Annotated in this window: 13 protein-coding genes; 4 read left to right on the plus strand and 9 right to left on the minus strand. The window is 54.7% G+C overall.

The features are described from left to right. From ACZ5BW_RS04720 to ACZ5BW_RS04740, 5 genes are all read right to left on the minus strand, one after another. A complete protein-coding gene (locus ACZ5BW_RS04720) occupies positions 1-1,239 on the minus strand; it encodes a carboxylate-amine ligase (protein ID WP_464543015.1) in 1,239 nt (412 codons plus the stop codon). Then, a complete protein-coding gene (locus ACZ5BW_RS04725) occupies positions 1,236-1,952 on the minus strand; it encodes a C39 family peptidase (protein ID WP_464543017.1) in 717 nt (238 codons plus the stop codon). Before ACZ5BW_RS04725 ends, ACZ5BW_RS04720 begins: the two co-directional genes overlap by 4 nt. Before the next feature lie 653 nt (positions 1,953-2,605). Next, the gene (locus ACZ5BW_RS04730; protein WP_464543020.1) at positions 2,606-5,245 is read right to left on the minus strand and encodes a tetratricopeptide repeat protein; all 2,640 of its coding nucleotides are present in this window, start codon (positions 5,243-5,245) and stop codon (positions 2,606-2,608) included. A 106-nt stretch (positions 5,246-5,351) separates the two neighbouring features. After that, on the minus strand, positions 5,352-6,848 hold the full coding sequence (locus ACZ5BW_RS04735) for a bifunctional aminoglycoside phosphotransferase/ATP-binding protein (RefSeq protein WP_464574188.1): 1,497 nt from the start codon (positions 6,846-6,848) through the stop codon (positions 5,352-5,354). Positions 6,849-7,042: 194 nt separating this feature from the next. After that, the gene (locus ACZ5BW_RS04740; RefSeq protein WP_464543024.1) at positions 7,043-7,996 is read right to left on the minus strand and encodes an acetyltransferase; all 954 of its coding nucleotides are present in this window, start codon (positions 7,994-7,996) and stop codon (positions 7,043-7,045) included. Between the two features lie 214 nt (positions 7,997-8,210). On the opposite strand from ACZ5BW_RS04740, the gene ACZ5BW_RS04745 reads away from it, so the two are divergent. Next, the gene (locus ACZ5BW_RS04745) at positions 8,211-9,002 is read left to right on the plus strand and encodes a dienelactone hydrolase family protein (RefSeq protein ID WP_464543026.1); all 792 of its coding nucleotides are present in this window, start codon (positions 8,211-8,213) and stop codon (positions 9,000-9,002) included. A gap of 53 nt (positions 9,003-9,055) precedes the next feature. Here the strand turns inward: ACZ5BW_RS04745 and ACZ5BW_RS04750 are convergent, their stop codons facing one another. Continuing rightward, the gene (locus ACZ5BW_RS04750) at positions 9,056-9,994 is read right to left on the minus strand and encodes an IS110 family RNA-guided transposase (RefSeq protein WP_464538705.1); all 939 of its coding nucleotides are present in this window, start codon (positions 9,992-9,994) and stop codon (positions 9,056-9,058) included. 437 nt (positions 9,995-10,431) lie between these two features. Next, positions 10,432-10,734, minus strand: coding sequence for a putative quinol monooxygenase (locus ACZ5BW_RS04755; protein ID WP_464543028.1), 303 nt, complete (start codon positions 10,732-10,734; stop codon positions 10,432-10,434). Positions 10,735-10,835: 101 nt separating this feature from the next. Here ACZ5BW_RS04755 and ACZ5BW_RS04760 point away from each other — a divergent pair, with 101 nt between their 5' ends. The 3 genes from ACZ5BW_RS04760 to ACZ5BW_RS04770 all read left to right on the plus strand — a co-directional run bounded on the left by ACZ5BW_RS04760 (position 10,836) and on the right by ACZ5BW_RS04770 (position 12,921). Beyond that, positions 10,836-11,843: a GlxA family transcriptional regulator gene (locus tag ACZ5BW_RS04760; RefSeq protein WP_464543030.1), complete on the plus strand. Its 1,008-nt coding sequence runs from the start codon at positions 10,836-10,838 to the stop codon at positions 11,841-11,843. 143 nt (positions 11,844-11,986) lie between these two features. After that, the gene (parS, locus tag ACZ5BW_RS04765; RefSeq protein ID WP_464543032.1) at positions 11,987-12,445 is read left to right on the plus strand and encodes a type II RES/Xre toxin-antitoxin system antitoxin; all 459 of its coding nucleotides are present in this window, start codon (positions 11,987-11,989) and stop codon (positions 12,443-12,445) included. Between the two features lie 5 nt (positions 12,446-12,450). Beyond that, the gene (locus ACZ5BW_RS04770; RefSeq protein ID WP_464543649.1) at positions 12,451-12,921 is read left to right on the plus strand and encodes an RES family NAD+ phosphorylase; all 471 of its coding nucleotides are present in this window, start codon (positions 12,451-12,453) and stop codon (positions 12,919-12,921) included. A 45-nt stretch (positions 12,922-12,966) separates the two neighbouring features. On the opposite strand, the gene ACZ5BW_RS04775 is transcribed toward ACZ5BW_RS04770, so the two are convergent. Both ACZ5BW_RS04775 and ACZ5BW_RS04780 read right to left on the minus strand, forming a co-directional pair. Further along, positions 12,967-13,410, minus strand: a complete 444-nt coding sequence (locus ACZ5BW_RS04775) for a hypothetical protein (RefSeq protein WP_464543034.1) — start codon at positions 13,408-13,410, stop codon at positions 12,967-12,969. Then, positions 13,407-15,101: a tyrosinase family protein gene (locus ACZ5BW_RS04780; RefSeq protein WP_464543036.1), complete on the minus strand. Its 1,695-nt coding sequence runs from the start codon at positions 15,099-15,101 to the stop codon at positions 13,407-13,409. Before ACZ5BW_RS04780 ends, ACZ5BW_RS04775 begins: the two co-directional genes overlap by 4 nt. Positions 15,102-15,393 lie beyond the last annotated feature (292 nt).

Raw genomic sequence — 15,393 nt, forward strand, 5'->3', positions numbered from 1 at the left:
TTATTCCAGAAACATGCGGTTTTCGTCCAGGCAATCACACAGCTCGCGATAGACACTCTCCAGCTGCCTCCTGCTGAAGTCGGAACCGATCGCATTCAGGATGCGGCGCGCAAGCGGGCCCTCCCTTAAAATGGTTTGCAGCGCTTCCCGGCAGCTTTTTCCCTGCCCAAGCTCTACCGGCATCTCAGACTCGATGAGACGTTGCCACAGAACGACAGCCTTGCAGTCTGCACCCGAAAAACCCATCAGTCGAAGGTATTCCGCATCATCGATTACGGCCTGCTCTGCATCACGGATGCAGGCATGCATGATTCTGATCAATGCATCCGTGGCGATGGATTGCTGCTCGGTCAGCGGCGCGTAAGCTTCGCTGTAGAGTGCATGCACGATATCGAGCGCGGCAGCGGCGATGGCAAAGTCAGCCCAGGAGCATTCCTGGGTATCGATTACACGAATCTCGATAGTGTTGCGGTCAAAACGGGGAATTTCGCCGCGCGCATTGAGCCACTCATGCTGTAGCGTCCCTTCCGGATCGAGTGCTGCAATTTCCTGGTACATCGGCGCCAGGATTTTCGCTTGGTATTCGGCGGCACTGGAGACTGTTTCGGGGATCACCCGACCGATGGTCGAGGGTATCTTCAGTTGGTGCTCGCAGTAATTTGCCATCCGGAAATCCAGAAAATCCGAGTAGCAGCCTTCGGCGATCGGGGAGCTTGCCGCTATCGCTGGAAGAATGGGCAGCAACAGCCGCACTGCGGCGTGAAGCCGCGCAAATTCCTCGTCGTTTGCGAAAGGCATGTTGAGATGCATGCTTTGCAGGTTGGCCCAGCCGTGCCTTCTGCAGTCGAAGATATGGTCGTAGGCCAAATAGATTTCCGCCTGCTCGCGCGGCCAAAGGCGGGTTTCAGCGCGTGGATTCATCCAGGGGTGCATTGCAGTTGGCATGAGCCGCGCGTCCATCGGTTCGAGCATCTTGCTGATCCGCCGGATTTCGCCCTGAAACGCGACAGACAGGGAGGAAATGTCTGGCTGCGGGTCGATGTTTTTCAGTTCGAGCAGATGCAGCACCAGCTCGTTTGACCATCCCAACTGGCCATGCCTGGCCTCGGATGCAAACGTACCGGTAAGCTTTCGCAGCAACTCGTCGGCGATGGGAATGACCGAGAGCGTCTTTCGATCGACTATCATGTACTCCAGCTCGATGCCGTAACCCGCAAAGGCCGGCAATGCCGCCATCATGTTGCCTCACCCGATCCATCGCGTGTTCGGATGACGAGCAGATTGGCGTCATGGGTCACGATCCCCAGCAGCACGGAGCACAGCACCCGGTCTATGTTGCTCCAGTACTCCTGGGCCGGGCCGTATGGATCGGCGACCAGAACAGTACGCTTCTCACGGTCATAACCGGTGAGTATGACAAAATGCCCGGCCGGAAAACCACGCACATCGTCCGGTATGTCATTTGGCCCGTATTCCCGCGGCGCGCGGTAAAGGAAGGTGGAGCTCAGGCCGGTCAGGATAGGTAGACCGCGACGTAAAAGGCCATGGATGAGGGATTGTGAGAGGTCTGTGAGACGCAATTGGCCACCCAGACGCAGAAACTCCAGATAACCCTCCGTGGCTCGTCGCAATCTTGAGTCCGACTTGATCTCGCATTGCCGTTGTAGACGTTCCGCGATATCCACGTCTGATGTGAACCAGGTTGGATCGAAAACCATCAGGTTGTATGTATAGATGGTGGCATGGAAACCGTTTCGCAGCGCGTCGCACCCTAAAAAAACGGCAAAGGTTCCTCCTCCGTTTTCAAGCTTGTGGGTGCGGTCAATGATGGTGTCCAGCAGTTCCGTCTTGCCGAGATAGCTGTATATGGCATGCAGGCACGTCGGACCGCATGTCGTTTCGTCGGGTTGCGGCAGTGTTTTGACAGGTAAGCGCAGTGTTGTTCTGAGCATGGCAACAGGCGGCAAATGAACGGCAAAGGCGCATGTCAAGACAGCATGGCTGGAGCGTAGGGAGCATGGGACAGCCTCGTAGATCTGCTCCCGGTGCTTGCTCCGTGGTAGGGCTTGTTCGAAGTCCCTCTATAAAGGTTAGGCGATGCGCTGGAAGAAATCCAGTTCTTGGGAGCATGCTCGTCCGGCTCCCTCTTCCTGGGAGGGAGAGGGATGGGGAGAGGGCGGCCATCGAAGAATCGAATGCTGCTTAATACAGTAGCAAGCCGGGCTCCACGCGGTGAAGAATCTGTCAGGCGGAGCCCGACCTACAATTTACGTTCGCCCTGAGCCCTTCGTGCCGCAGCCAATTCCTCTTCCTGGACGTGCACCTCACAGCTGGGCAAATCGACAAGGCCACCGGCGGATCAAAATGAAGATGCCCGATGAACACGCTACCGATATCAGTCCCAGCTTGGCCAGATAACCGGGGGGTCTGCCCGGCCTCTGTCATGAAGGGCGCCTCCGTGGCTGGAAGCATGCTATCAAAATACTTCGGCAAGCTGGACGCCCGGCGAGACAACACAGAACAGAACGACAGAGCCGATAATAAAAAGATGATCTTCAGTCATTTTGCCTTGCCACTTCTCCAGAGGACCTCGCTTGCGTATCAGTTAGGCGGCTGCCGCCTGCTTCTGAACCCAGAACAGATACATGGTATTGAACGTGTCAGGGTTCTCGGTTTCGAATATATGCCAGCGATCTAGATCGGTTTGAGGGAGATCATCCGGAAAGCGCCGCCGATACTGAGTAGCCGTGCTTCGCCCAATCGAAAATCCGAGGAATATCAAACCAAGCTCCCGAAGATCTTCCTTGAGGTGGGGAAGAGTATAACGATGCTCCTGGACATGGAATAGCATGTCGCGACACTCGCTCAAAGTATAGAAATCCCGCGCGGACAAAACCTGACGAAATGTATCGGCATTTTCTGGCGACATCATCTCCTGGCGGCACGTCCTGATGTCCTCGACAGTGGGCTTATATCCTCTTTGAGCAATAAAACGTTGGGCAAAAGCCAGGTTCGACCTTCCATACTCGCTATACAGGCCGATACGCATGAAGCCGCCGGGGCGGAGTAAGGAAAGCAGCTTACGCCACCCGAGGAGAGGGTCGGAAAGATGATGCAGTACGCCAACCGCTTCGATCACGTCGAAGAGTTTGCCACCCCTCGTCGCAATGCTTTCGGAATCGAGGTTCAGGATGTCTGCCTGCGCATATTCGATATTCCGTACGCACAACTCATCAGTCTTCCTTTTGGCATAACAGAGCGATCTTGAACTAAGATCGACAGCAAGAACATTTGCGTTCTTGAATCGCTGTGCGGCGGCAATCGCGTGCCGACCGGTTCCGCATCCCGCGACCAGAACCTCAATCGCGTCTTTGACACTTTCATTCCGATGTCCACGGCTGGCAGACGGACTGGCAGGCGGTTCAAATCGCGCGTAAGGGAAGCGGCCGCTCAGGTAGCGGTCCACTGATTCGCTACCAGGTCGTAACGGAATCTTGATCCACCTCGGATAAGGATTCTCTTCATACTGATTACGCACACGGCATGAAGTATCGTCTACGATGGCTGTCAAGGAAGGAAGGTGGGACAGGTTCCGCTCTTCCTTCAGCGGCTCCTGTATCTGTTGCAAGAGCAATGCTGCTATCGAGTCAGGCCAGGAATGGTCGAGAAGCCGCTCAGCAAATGGCAACGAACGGAGCGGAAAATAAGCAGCCGCCCCTGCAAGCGATAGTGGATGGATGGTTCTGTTGGCTTGCAGTGCAGCAGCGACTTGTGCCTTCAACCTCAGCGCCTGCGCATATTCCTCTGCCGAATATGCGAAAACATATTCATTGATGAAGCATTGCCGCGCCAGTGCGCACCAAAATAAGCCCTCTTCCTCCTGCCACTCCCGACCATCTCCTCGTACCTTGCCGGCCACATTTTCTTCGGCTATGGCTATTTGCAGCAGGCAATAGCGCAGCGACGTCAAAAACTGTTCAAGTTCAACATCGCAAACAGGAGTATTTTCCATCAAAACCCGCAACAGCTCATTATTGAACACTGCAGCAAAGCCGGCTTTATTTGATTCAAATTTACCAAACAACTCCTGGCACGACATCCCGACAGCATGGGCTGTCTTCATTCCGTCGAGATGCTCACGTATGGCACAGTCGCTCTTGATCAGCGAAACAGCAGGATTTCCAAAATCATCTGGCCGGCCCCATGTTTCAGATATGGCTCGAACAAGGAGAGCATGAAGGCGAGGGATGTCATGATCACAGTAAACATTCGCGATGCAATCTGTAAAACTCCTCTTTATATCGGAGTCATCGCAAAGTTCAAGTGCGTGCCAGTAATCGATTACGGCATCGTCAGCCTTATGCTGTTGCCACAGCACGTATGCACGATTGCTATAGGCCCGCGCATATCCAAGGTTCAGCTCAATAGCCCGGCTATAACCGGCTACTGCTTCATCCAATCTCCCCAGCTCACGCAGCACATTTCCCAGATTGTTGTATGCCTCCGGAAACCGCGGTTTATACAGGATGGCTTTTTTAAAACTTGATACTGCCTCTTCAAATTTACCTTGTTCCATAAGGACATTTCCCAGATTGCTGAATGCCTCCGCAGAATCTGGCTTCAACAGGAGTGCCCTGCGGAAGCTTGATACGGCATCTTCGAGATTCCCCTGTTCTCTATGTACGATACCGATATTACAGTGAATCTCCGCAAGCTGAGGCTGGATACTGAGAGCCTTTCGATAATTGATCATCGCGTCATCCAGCCTACCCTGCTCCCTAAGAGCGTTTCCAAGATTGCCATAGGCCTCGGCAAAACGAGGCTCAAGTTTCACGGCAGTCCGGTAAGAGGTGATTGCATCATTCAATTTTCCTTGTTGCCTAAGCGTGTTACCAAGGTTGTTATGCGCCTCCACATAGTTGGGCTTGAACTTCAAGGCTCTCCTGATGAGTTCGATACCGATATCGATCCTACCTGCATCCCGAGCCAGGAGCCCCAGGAAATGCAGTGCATCGGGATGATTCGGATCAAGCTGAAGTATGCGTTGATAAATTGCTTCCGCTTGAGACAAATTTCCCCTCTTGTGATGCTCGACTGCGACTTGAAGGTGCTGCGGGATGAATTGTCGTGGAGGCGTATGGGTCAGCGAGCCTGCCGGGTCCGCTTCCGCGTTCCTTTCGCAGCAGTGCTTGTATTTCTTTCCACTCCCACACGGGCATAGCTCATTCCGTCCAATCTTTTTCATGCTTTCAAGTTTTTAGCCAGTTAAGCTTTAGCATCCTGTCCCTGCCCCGAAGTGGGGCGAACAAGATCAACGAGATCTGCCTGATTTGCTGAAACAGCAGTTGGGGTCATCTTCCATCCAGCAACCGCTCCAGTCTCTTCCAGGTGCTATCCCCGCTGCCAAAGCCTTCTTTCTCATTGACGAACTCTACTGTGTAGGCCTGTTCCTGAGGCGCCAGCATTTCCTCTTTTTCCTGTAACAGTTTCAATACTCCCAGATCAGCCTCGGAGGCATCGCTTGATTCGCTTTGCCGTTTTACGATACGGCTTTGCATTGTCTCGGAGGACGCTTTCAGCGATGCAATCGCAAACGGTACCGACAGTTCATTTGCCAGCATTCGGAAATGCTCGCGCTCTTCCCGTTTCAGAAAGGCGGCATCCACGATTACCGGAAAGCCTGCGGCCAGCAGTTCTCGCGCCAAATCATGCAGTCGCGCATAAGTTCGCACCGTAGCCTCCGCATGGTAAATGCCGCCCGTATGGGAGCGGCTGTCTGCCAACGCGGCCAATCCGAATAAACGCTTGCGCTCCACATCCGAGCGTATGCGTATGGCTTGCAGCCGTTCCAGTGCTGCCTGCGAGAAAGTCGTTTTGCCCGACCCCGGCAAACCGTGGGTAATCATCAGGGAGGGGCGCTGTTGGGCAAGGCATGCCGCGGCGAGATCAAGAAAACTGCTGCAGGATGCCAGCGCGGCTGCCTTCTCCCGTTTGGGGAGGTTGCTCTGACCGGCGCGAATGGCGCCAACCATCGCGCGCACTGCGGCGCGATAGGCGAGATAGAAACGCAGCAAGGGCAGGCCGCCATAATCACCCGTAGCTTTCAGATAGGCATTGAGGAAGCGGTAGGCAAGTTCAGACCGCTGGCGATGCAGCAGGTCCATGACGGTAAAGGCGATCTCATTCATTACATCGATCCAGCGTAGCGAGGGGCTGAACTCGATACAATCGAAGGGAACGGGTTGTCCGCGAATGAGCGCAATGTTGCTCAGGTGCAGGTCGCCATGACATTCACGCACAAAACCCTCCGCAAGCCGCCGCTCCAGATGCTCCTTGCGTACGCCATACTCAGTCTCGATGGCCTGGCGCAACCCGGTCACGCGGGCCTCATTTTCAGTGCCAGCCAGCGCAACCTGTAATTGCTTGAAAGTCTGCAATACTGTCGCCTGTGTCGCAGTGGCTGAACCAAACCCGGCTGTAGGCTCAGCCGAGGGCAGATCGTTATGAAAATGCGCGATTGTTGCCGCCAGGCTATCCATATGCTCCGGCAGAATCCTACCGTGCTCGGCAAGCCTGTCCAGTTGTTGAGAAGCAGCGAAGCGGCGCATTTTCACTGCATATTCGATAGCCGGTTCAGCGCCGATTTCCGGCGTTTCAGCCGTGCCGCCGAGAGGAATGACATCCAGATAGAGTTGGGGTGCAAGACGCCGGTTGAGGCGTAATTCTTCTTCACAGTAATGGCGGCGTGATGACAAATCTGTAAAGTCGAGGAAGCCCAGGTCGACCGACTTTTTTATTTTGTAGGCATAGCGTCCCGCCAGCAGTACCCAGGAAATGTGTGTTTCCATTACTCGCACCCGTTTTACCGGGTGGGGATAGGGGCGAGGATCCAATAAGGCAGTGATTAACCTGCCTTGAACGTCTCCATCAGCCTGCGGGATATCAGGCGGCCTCTTCGCTTGATTGATCGAATCTTTCATGACGATGATTGGCAGCTTGGCCGGCAGGTTTGGGGGTAACGGCTAATATCAGCCCCGCCGTATCAGTTGAACTGCTCTGCGAAGCGGGCAAGGAAGATATCGAGCGCGTTTTCGGGCAAATTGTTGATTCCGCCCGCTGCCTTGCGTCCTCCCCCTGTTTCAAACTTCATGCAGAGCATGTCGGCGCCCTCGGGGTTCGCCAATGGTGCTCGCACGCTGACCTTGTAGCCACCCGCCCGGTCGATCGTAATGACCGCATGCGCGCATGCCGGGTGGTCGTTCGCAAGTTTGTTTGCAAAGACACCGCTTACCCGTCTTGCCCATGCCGCATCCGGAAGGAGATAAGCAGCGTGATGCGCATGCTGGAGCAGGGGGCGCAACGATGCAGTCATGCGGATATCCTCCAGAAACCCTGCTGCAAGCTCCTTGAAGGCAGCCGATTCGGCGATAAAATCGAATGGATCGGGGTAGGGCGCCATTGCCTCATACAGCGCAAGGGGATGAAAATGCAGGTCTTCCAGAGTCTCGCCGTAGCTGTTGTAATTAAGGCATTCACCCAGGTGCGCGAGCTTTGCTATCTGCGGTTGGACAAGTCCGTTCTGTAGCGCGAGTCTATTGGCGCTTTCGCTGATGTTATCCCCAAAGGCTGCGGCAATCGCCCAAAAACAGTATTTCCCTTCCAGATGCCGGTCGACCAGCAGGCTTGTGCATACACCGGCAGATGTATCGATGTGCGCGGTCAAATTGGGATGGACGGGTATCTCCCCGGCATAATGATGGTCGAAATACTCGACAGCCACGCCGCCCTCCAGCAGTTGCACGAGGGCAGCACGATTGCTGTTCAGAGAGATGTCGAGCACAGTGACCCGTTCGCCTGCGTGAGCCTTGACCTGCTCCAGCAGCCGGATATCGCGCTTTAACCCTGTCACCAATTCTGTTCGAACAGGATTGTCCAGCAGAAGCTGATGGACGGCACAAAGACCGTCTGCATCTCCATTAAAAACGTGATAATTCATATTGAATTTTTAAATGTCCAACAGCTGGATGGTCCCATGATCTGCTCACCTTATTGGCCCGCTTACCTTAACTGCCTTCAATAACAAAGCCTATCGCACTGTACCTGGATAGGATTCCATCGTTCGTTATTTTTCGATTTGGGTGGCTCGCAGGCCTCGACTATACTCACACCATCAATCAGTTTAATCAACCCACCCACACAATGAGCTCATTATGAAAAAAATCATATTAGCCGCTGCATTGTTTTTCTTGAGTTCCCTGGCCCAGGCTGCCATACAGGGGAAGGAAGTCACCTACACCGCCAATGGCACGACACTCAAAGGTTATCTTGCATATGATGATGCAATAACACATAACCACCCCGCCGTACTGGTGGTGCATGAATGGTGGGGCCTCGACGATTACGCGCGGAAACGCGCAAAGATGCTGGCGGAACTGGGCTACACCGCGCTGGCCGTGGACATGTACGGCGAGGGCAGGCAGGCTCACCATCCGGATGAGGCCTCCAGGTATTCTGGAGAACTGAAGAAGAATCTACCGTTGGCGAAAAAACGTTTTGAAGCTGCCCTGAATTTCCTGCAGAAGCAGGAGAATGTCGATCCGAAGAACATTGCGGCGCTGGGCTATTGTTTTGGCGGCAGCGTCGCTCTGGAAATGGCTCGCCAGGGTGAAGATTTAAAAGGTGTGGCCAGCTTTCATGGCGGTCTGGCGACCGAGCACCCTGCTCAAAGGGGCAAGGTGAAGGCGCAGATTATCTCTTTTACCGGCACTGCTGATCCCATGATACCGGCCGAGCAGGTAGCGGCATTCAAGCGGGAAATGGAAAACGCCGGGGTAAATTACAAGGTGGTCACATTCCCCGGTGCCAGCCACAGTTTTACCAATCCCGAGGCCGATGAATACGGCCGCAAATTCAATTTGCCGCTTGCTTACGATGCGCAAGCTGACAAGGCATCATGGAAGGAGACGGGACGTTTCCTGGCCGAGATATTCAAGGCAAGGTGATGGCGTGCCGAACCCTGATGGTTTTTGTAGTCTCGAATGAGAGAGCAACCGTGTCAAGGGGTGATTAAATTCTTCCAGGGGGTTTGAGTTTTTATAATCACATTTACGGTTGTCAGGAGTTTGCGCATGCAGGCTGTCATGGCTACCTTGAAAGGTTTGCCAGAGGCGATCAGGCGTTCAAAGAATTGCCTGATTGCCGGGTTACAGCGTTTGGCCGTCAGAGTCGCCATATACAGCACGCAACGCACGTCGCACCGCCCTCCCCGAATGTATCGCTGTCCACGCCTCTGGCCGCTGTCATCATTGAAGGGGGCTACGCCAGCCAAAGCAGCAATTTGTCCCCGATTGAGGCATCCCAGTTCAGGCAGTCTGGCAAGCAGGGTGAAGATCGTTACCTTGCCCACGCCTGGTATGGAATCCAGCAGTTCCACTTTCTCCTTCCATGCCTCCGAGTTACGCAGCCGCTGATCCAGGTCACGCTCGAATCTTTCAATGCGCCGATCCAGCCAGACAATGTGTTCCTTGATATCACGCTTTGCCACCGGCAATACTGTTCCCAATCGGGCCTTTTCCTGGGCACGCATTACCACCAGTTGCATGCGCCGATCCAGAAGCTCCGCCAGCTCGCGTTGCGCTTCATCAGGCAGAGCACGCACAGGTGGATCAATGACCTGGCCAAATAGCGCCAGCACTCGGGCATCAAGCCGATCTGTCTTGGCTAGAATACCGCTTGCTTTGGCAAAGTCACGCACCCGTTTGGGATTGATCACCACAACCGGCAAACCCGCTGCCGCCAGGCAAGCAGCCAGGTTGGTTTCATATCCGCCGGTTGCTTCCAGCACAATACGCTCCACTCCACTTCCCCTTAACAATTCAACCAGGGCTGCAATGCCTTCCTCATCATTGCTAAACTGCTGGGGCGCACTCTGCGGCAAACAGTCAAAATCAAGCCAAGCCTTGCTAACATCAATTCCCACAAATTTAATTTCCATATTGCTTATCCCTGCCTTGTATTCAATGCGGTTTGTCACCTCACAACCGTTCGGGTTTGGGCAACTGGCAATTAATCAGTTGGGACTGTCGATCTTCGCTCTCTCCCGAACTTGACATGCAGAGCCTGGGCCAGTCGATCTGGCAATCCCTAAATGCTATTTTCTAACATACAAGGGCTGAAAACAGCCTGCACCGACTTGCAGGAATGCAGGAATTATTGGCAATCAGGATATTTGCGTACTTCAGGTATCCAGGCAGGGCCCGGAGCTGACGAAGCCGTTTGTAAGTCCGGTCTTAATGCTGCTCGAAAGCGCCAGGCGCCCATGAAGGAGTACAAAGGCTTTGACTGCAGAATCTGCCCTGCCTCCTTTCCAGCGTCCCAGCGGTGAACGCGGAGCGCGTTCACGCTTTCTTTTTATTTTTTCATCCTCCAGGTTCAGCTCGGGAGTTTGACGCCAAGGATATCCACATGCTCGATTTGCGGTGGCTCAGCCAGCAAATCGGCTGCATTTGCCATCAATGCGACAGCGATCGGGCCGGACAAATGCGCTGATCTTCCAGCCTCGTCCACAAATGCATCAAAAATACCAAAAGTCGATGGGCCGAGCCGCAGCGCAAACCAGATCGGTGTAGTGGTTTCCTGATTTGCCATTGAAAGCCCCTGCTTGAGAAAGCTTTCCACGTCCGCTTCCCTTCCGGGTTTAGCTTGTAACCGCACAAACAGTGCAACTGTTACCATTTTGATTTCCTTCCTCATATTGAACAATAAGACTCAGACTCTAGATATCAGGAAGATTTCTGCCAAGTGGCGATATTGACAATTTTGATATAATTCACGCCATGCGTATTCATATTCTTGCGCTCGACCAGGTTTTTGACACTGGATTATCAACGCTCCTGGACACACTGAGTATCGCGAACGATCTCGCAGTTTCTGCCAACGCATTGACGCGATTTGACCTAACTATCGTGGGTATGCGCCGGAGTATTCGTACCGGTCAGGGATTTTCTGTCCCGGTAGTGTCAGCGACGCGATGCGGCCCTCCGGATGTGGTATTGATTCCCGCGCTTGGGGCAAAAATGCCGGAAACACTGCGATTGGCGCTTAAGCGGCCGGATGTATGCGAGGCGGGCGATCTTTTGCGACAGTGGTCCAAAGATGACGTTCTTGTCGGCGCCGCCTGCACTGGAACCTTCGTTCTCGCCGATACTTTGCTTCTCAATGACCGAAGTGCTACCACATCATGGTGGCTTACTCCCTTGTTTCGCGAACGTTATCCTCGTGTGCGTCTGGAGGAATCACGCATGGTGGTAAGCTCGCCCGGATTTGTTACTGCTGGCGCTGCACTCGCGCATATTGATCTTGCGCTTTGGCTTATACGCCAAAGCAGTCCCACACTCGCAGAAATGACAGCGCGTTATCTGTTGATAGAACCACGAGCGTCACAGGCAGCTTTTGCAATTCCTGATCATCTTGCACATACCGATCCACTGGTCCAGCGATTCGAGCGCTGGGCTCGGCGCAGGCTGGGTGAACGTTTTTCGCTGAGCGAAGCAGCCAGTGTGACAGGTACAAGCGAGAGAACGCTTTCGCGCCGGCTAAAGGCCGTCCTGGGAAAATCCCCGCTTTCTTATTTTCAGGATCTTCGTATTGAACGTGCTGTATATCTCCTGGGGACGAGCAACGACAATGTAGACGCGATTGCTGCCCAGGTGGGTTATGCAGATGGTGCAACCTTGCGCACCCTTCTTCGCCGCAGGGTCGGTCGAACGGTGAGCGAACTCCGAACCAGGACCCGGACGATTTCCAATTCATTCAACGACTCTCAAGCGCAGAATATCGAGTGACCAAAGGTACAGGGGAATATAAACTCGTGCCAATATTCGAAGACTGACTACCTGGGTCATAAGAAATTTAAAATAGCCAATTTTGCATATATTAAACGCCAGATGGCTTGCCTTCTTCTCGATGCCGCTTTATCATCATTTTCATGACGTCTTTCTCCTCATCAGTGGCCCATAAGCCGTTTTCCGCCTCGAACATTCTGGGAGGCAAGCAGGTACTCCACGCTGATCCAAGTTCGGCGGTCGAGTGGATAGAGCTTGTGCGCAGGGGCATTCCCGCCCCGGCGATCGATGCAGTTCTTGGGCTTGTGGACTTGCGTCAGGGTGAACTCTCCCGCGCGCTGGATATCCCTGAGCGCACGCTGGTGCGGCGAAAAAAGGAGGGAGTGCTCAACTGTGAGGAATCCGGCAAGTTGCTGCGCCTAGCGCGGGTTGTTGAACGTGCCGGCGAGGTGTTTGAGGATGGTTCCCTGGCGTTGGACTGGATCAAGTCGTCCAACGCCAGCCTGGGCGGCGCCACACCCCTTTCCATGCTGGATACTGATCTTGGCGCCGATTCAGTGATGACTATTCTTGGTCGGATCGAGCACGGTATTTTCACTTGAAGTTGATGGTGTGGCGTATCGTCACACACCGCTTCGCCACTTCTGCATTTTCCGGCGAAGGCGCACGGCTGTTCGGTGGGCGCTGGAACCGCAAGGGCGAGCCCGTAGTGTACACGGCACAGAGCAGGTCACTGGCCTTTCTCGAAATGCTCGTCCAGGACGAGCCCCTGCGCGCCCATTATCTGCTGATACCCGCGGAAATTCCTGGCGATATCCCCAGACTGGAAATCGATATCGAACAGCTCCCTGAGAACTGGCGAACCCTCGAGAGCCGTAGAAATCTCGAGGAGATTGGCAGCCGGTGGCTGCGTGACGCCAGATACTGCGTGCTGGACGTTCCCAGTGTTGTAATTCCTGCCGAGCGAAACCTTCTGCTCAACCCGGCGCATCCCGATTTCCGCAGAATCCGAATAGGCCAACCGGAAAGCCTCAAGAGCGATCTACGGCTACTACGGAATTTATCCGGAGCAAGGTGAATAAGGGATATTATTCGGTGCGTGGTCGATGCAGGAATAGTTGATTCAGTCACTGACCGGCACATAAACCAGATTGAGGCTTTCCACCTCAACCGGCCATGGGGCGCGTGGCGGTTTGCCCGGCTCATCCACTTCCAGGCACAACTCTACGTGGTCGTCCACGATCGCGTTCCTGGGAAGAGGGATGGTGTAGGTTACAGTCGCTGCTTCATGGCGTAGTGTTCCTGGTGCGGCATACGGCGATACGGTGCCGAACAGTGTTCCATCCGGTGCGGTGACGCGAATTTCCGCTCCCTGGGATAAAGTACGCGTGCGCACTTCAACCCAGACTCTTTCATTGCTCGAAACCGGGCGCGGAAGCGTAAGCTCGATCACGCCCTGTTGCACCTCGACCTGGGCAGAAGCGCTGTTCTCCCATATGGCCGAGAATATCAGAACAGCAATTATCGCGGTGAAGTGTAACTGCCGTCTGTATTTCGACGCGGTCAATGCGCCTCCACGACAATGGAAAGTACCTCGGCCTTCGGTTCCGCGCCATGTCTTGCCGTCAGTACTCCCGGTTTTGCCATTCGCTCCGAAACAATCCGGATATTCAATGCCCCACTGGCTGCAAGCTGCGCCTTCTGCCGCATTGCCTCGATCGTGCCCGATAAAGGCACGGTAAAGGTAACCGGGGCCTGTATGGTGTGATGACCGAACATCGAGAGCGTGCCGACATAGTGAGGACTTGATGGGTCCGTTCGACTGCTCCCATCATCCACCATCACGGCAAAATCATGATGATGCGCCAGCGGCGGCAGCGCCAGGGTGATCTTCGCATACAATCGCGGTGCTTCCGTCTGCGCACGCAGGCCAAGCAGCGGGGACGGAAGTGTCACGACAGCGCTTGCTGCCCGCTCCCCGCTCACCACGGAACGGCTGATCTGAGCCCTGATGCTCTCAGCGGGCACGGCGGCGCCCATCAGCGAGGCCAGCATAGGAGGTGCAACCACTTCCTCGCCGGAGCCGGGCTCGTAATCGTAATTGAAATCCCCGATAGTCGCGTAGTCCCCAGCGATTCTTTTCTTCACCGGCTTTCCCTTTGCATCGACAAAGAACAGAAACGGCTCCCTCGACCAGGCATCGCAGTCCGCGCCTTCGGGCAGGGCAGGGTATCCCCTCGCCAACTGCTTGCGGGTCCATACGTCCCAAAGCCGGTCGATATTCGCATGGTGCAGGAAAAAAAGCGGATCGACAGGCGAAAGGTTGGCCTGCATGAAGCCGCCGCTGTTGGTGGTGTTGCCCTTGGGGTCGGTGAAGATGCCGCCGACGCAGTTGTGCACCCGGTTGTGCGGCTGCCCTTCCAGCACGCCAAATCCTGTCAGGGCACTGTGACCGAGGGTCTTCGGGCTGGCAAACGTGAGAAAATCGCGAGGCGCCAGTGCGTCCAGCAACGTTTGCAGGGAGACGGCCTTCGTCGTTTTTTCGTCGAGCTCCGGCTTTTCCCGGGTCGCGCCGCGTGCCTGCGCGAGGTCGAAAAAGAACCGGCCTCGCGGGTCGTTGAGCATATCGAACCACAAATCCTCCGGGGAACGGATTCCCCGGGCGAGAAGCTGACCATACTGAGTCCTATCGTCGAATTCACCGTTGGGCCCATAAATGCGCTTCCAGTAATCCGCCCTGGCGATCACCCCGCGAAAACGGTTCTGAAACTCGCGCGAGGTCGCAATATAGGCCGGGTGAGTAGGGGTGAGCACATTCTCGAACATGACGGCGGGCACGCGTGCACGAAAGGGATTGCTGGGGTCCGTATTCTCCGTCCAATCCCAATAGGGAAGGGCAAACCCTGGGTCGCCGCTGAGCTCACGGCAAATCTGCTCGAACCAGCCGATATAGCCGCGGTGCCAGACCAGAAACCACCAGTTGCCATGCGGGCAATCCATCGTGTGAGTGAGCGCGATGCGATACCAGTTGCGCGGATCCTCCGGCGGGAGCTTGAGCATCCTGGCGATAGCCCTCTTGTAGCTTTCGATGGCGCGCTTTGCCTCCGGGTTCAGAACGTTCAAACGCCGATACTTCGCTTTCCCTTGCGCCTGGGCTCCGAAGGGCAGGGCAGAAGCGCCGATGGTGGCAGTCGTCGCCGCCGCTGCTTTCAGGAATGTACGCCGGGACATGGTGGATGAGAGTAATTTTGGCTGCATGGTTAAACCTTGTTTATGGTTATTGATTCTGGATAAAGCTGAACGGATAAAATTAAATGGGTAAAGCTTGACGGGATGGCAAGCAGGGGCACGCAATTTTACGGAAACGCGACGCGACGGGAGGTTAAAAGAATCTTTCCAAAGAACTTTTCTTTCAGCTATGCGTTTCAGCCTCATGCCTCACCCGGCTCAGGCATTTGACATATGGCCGCAAAGAACCAGATTAGATAACCGAATGGAAGTCAGGAGTAGCTGTAAAATCTTACAGGTAGCGCGGAAAGCTCCTCCATTC

The organism is Nitrosospira sp. TNL300, assembly GCF_055385915.1.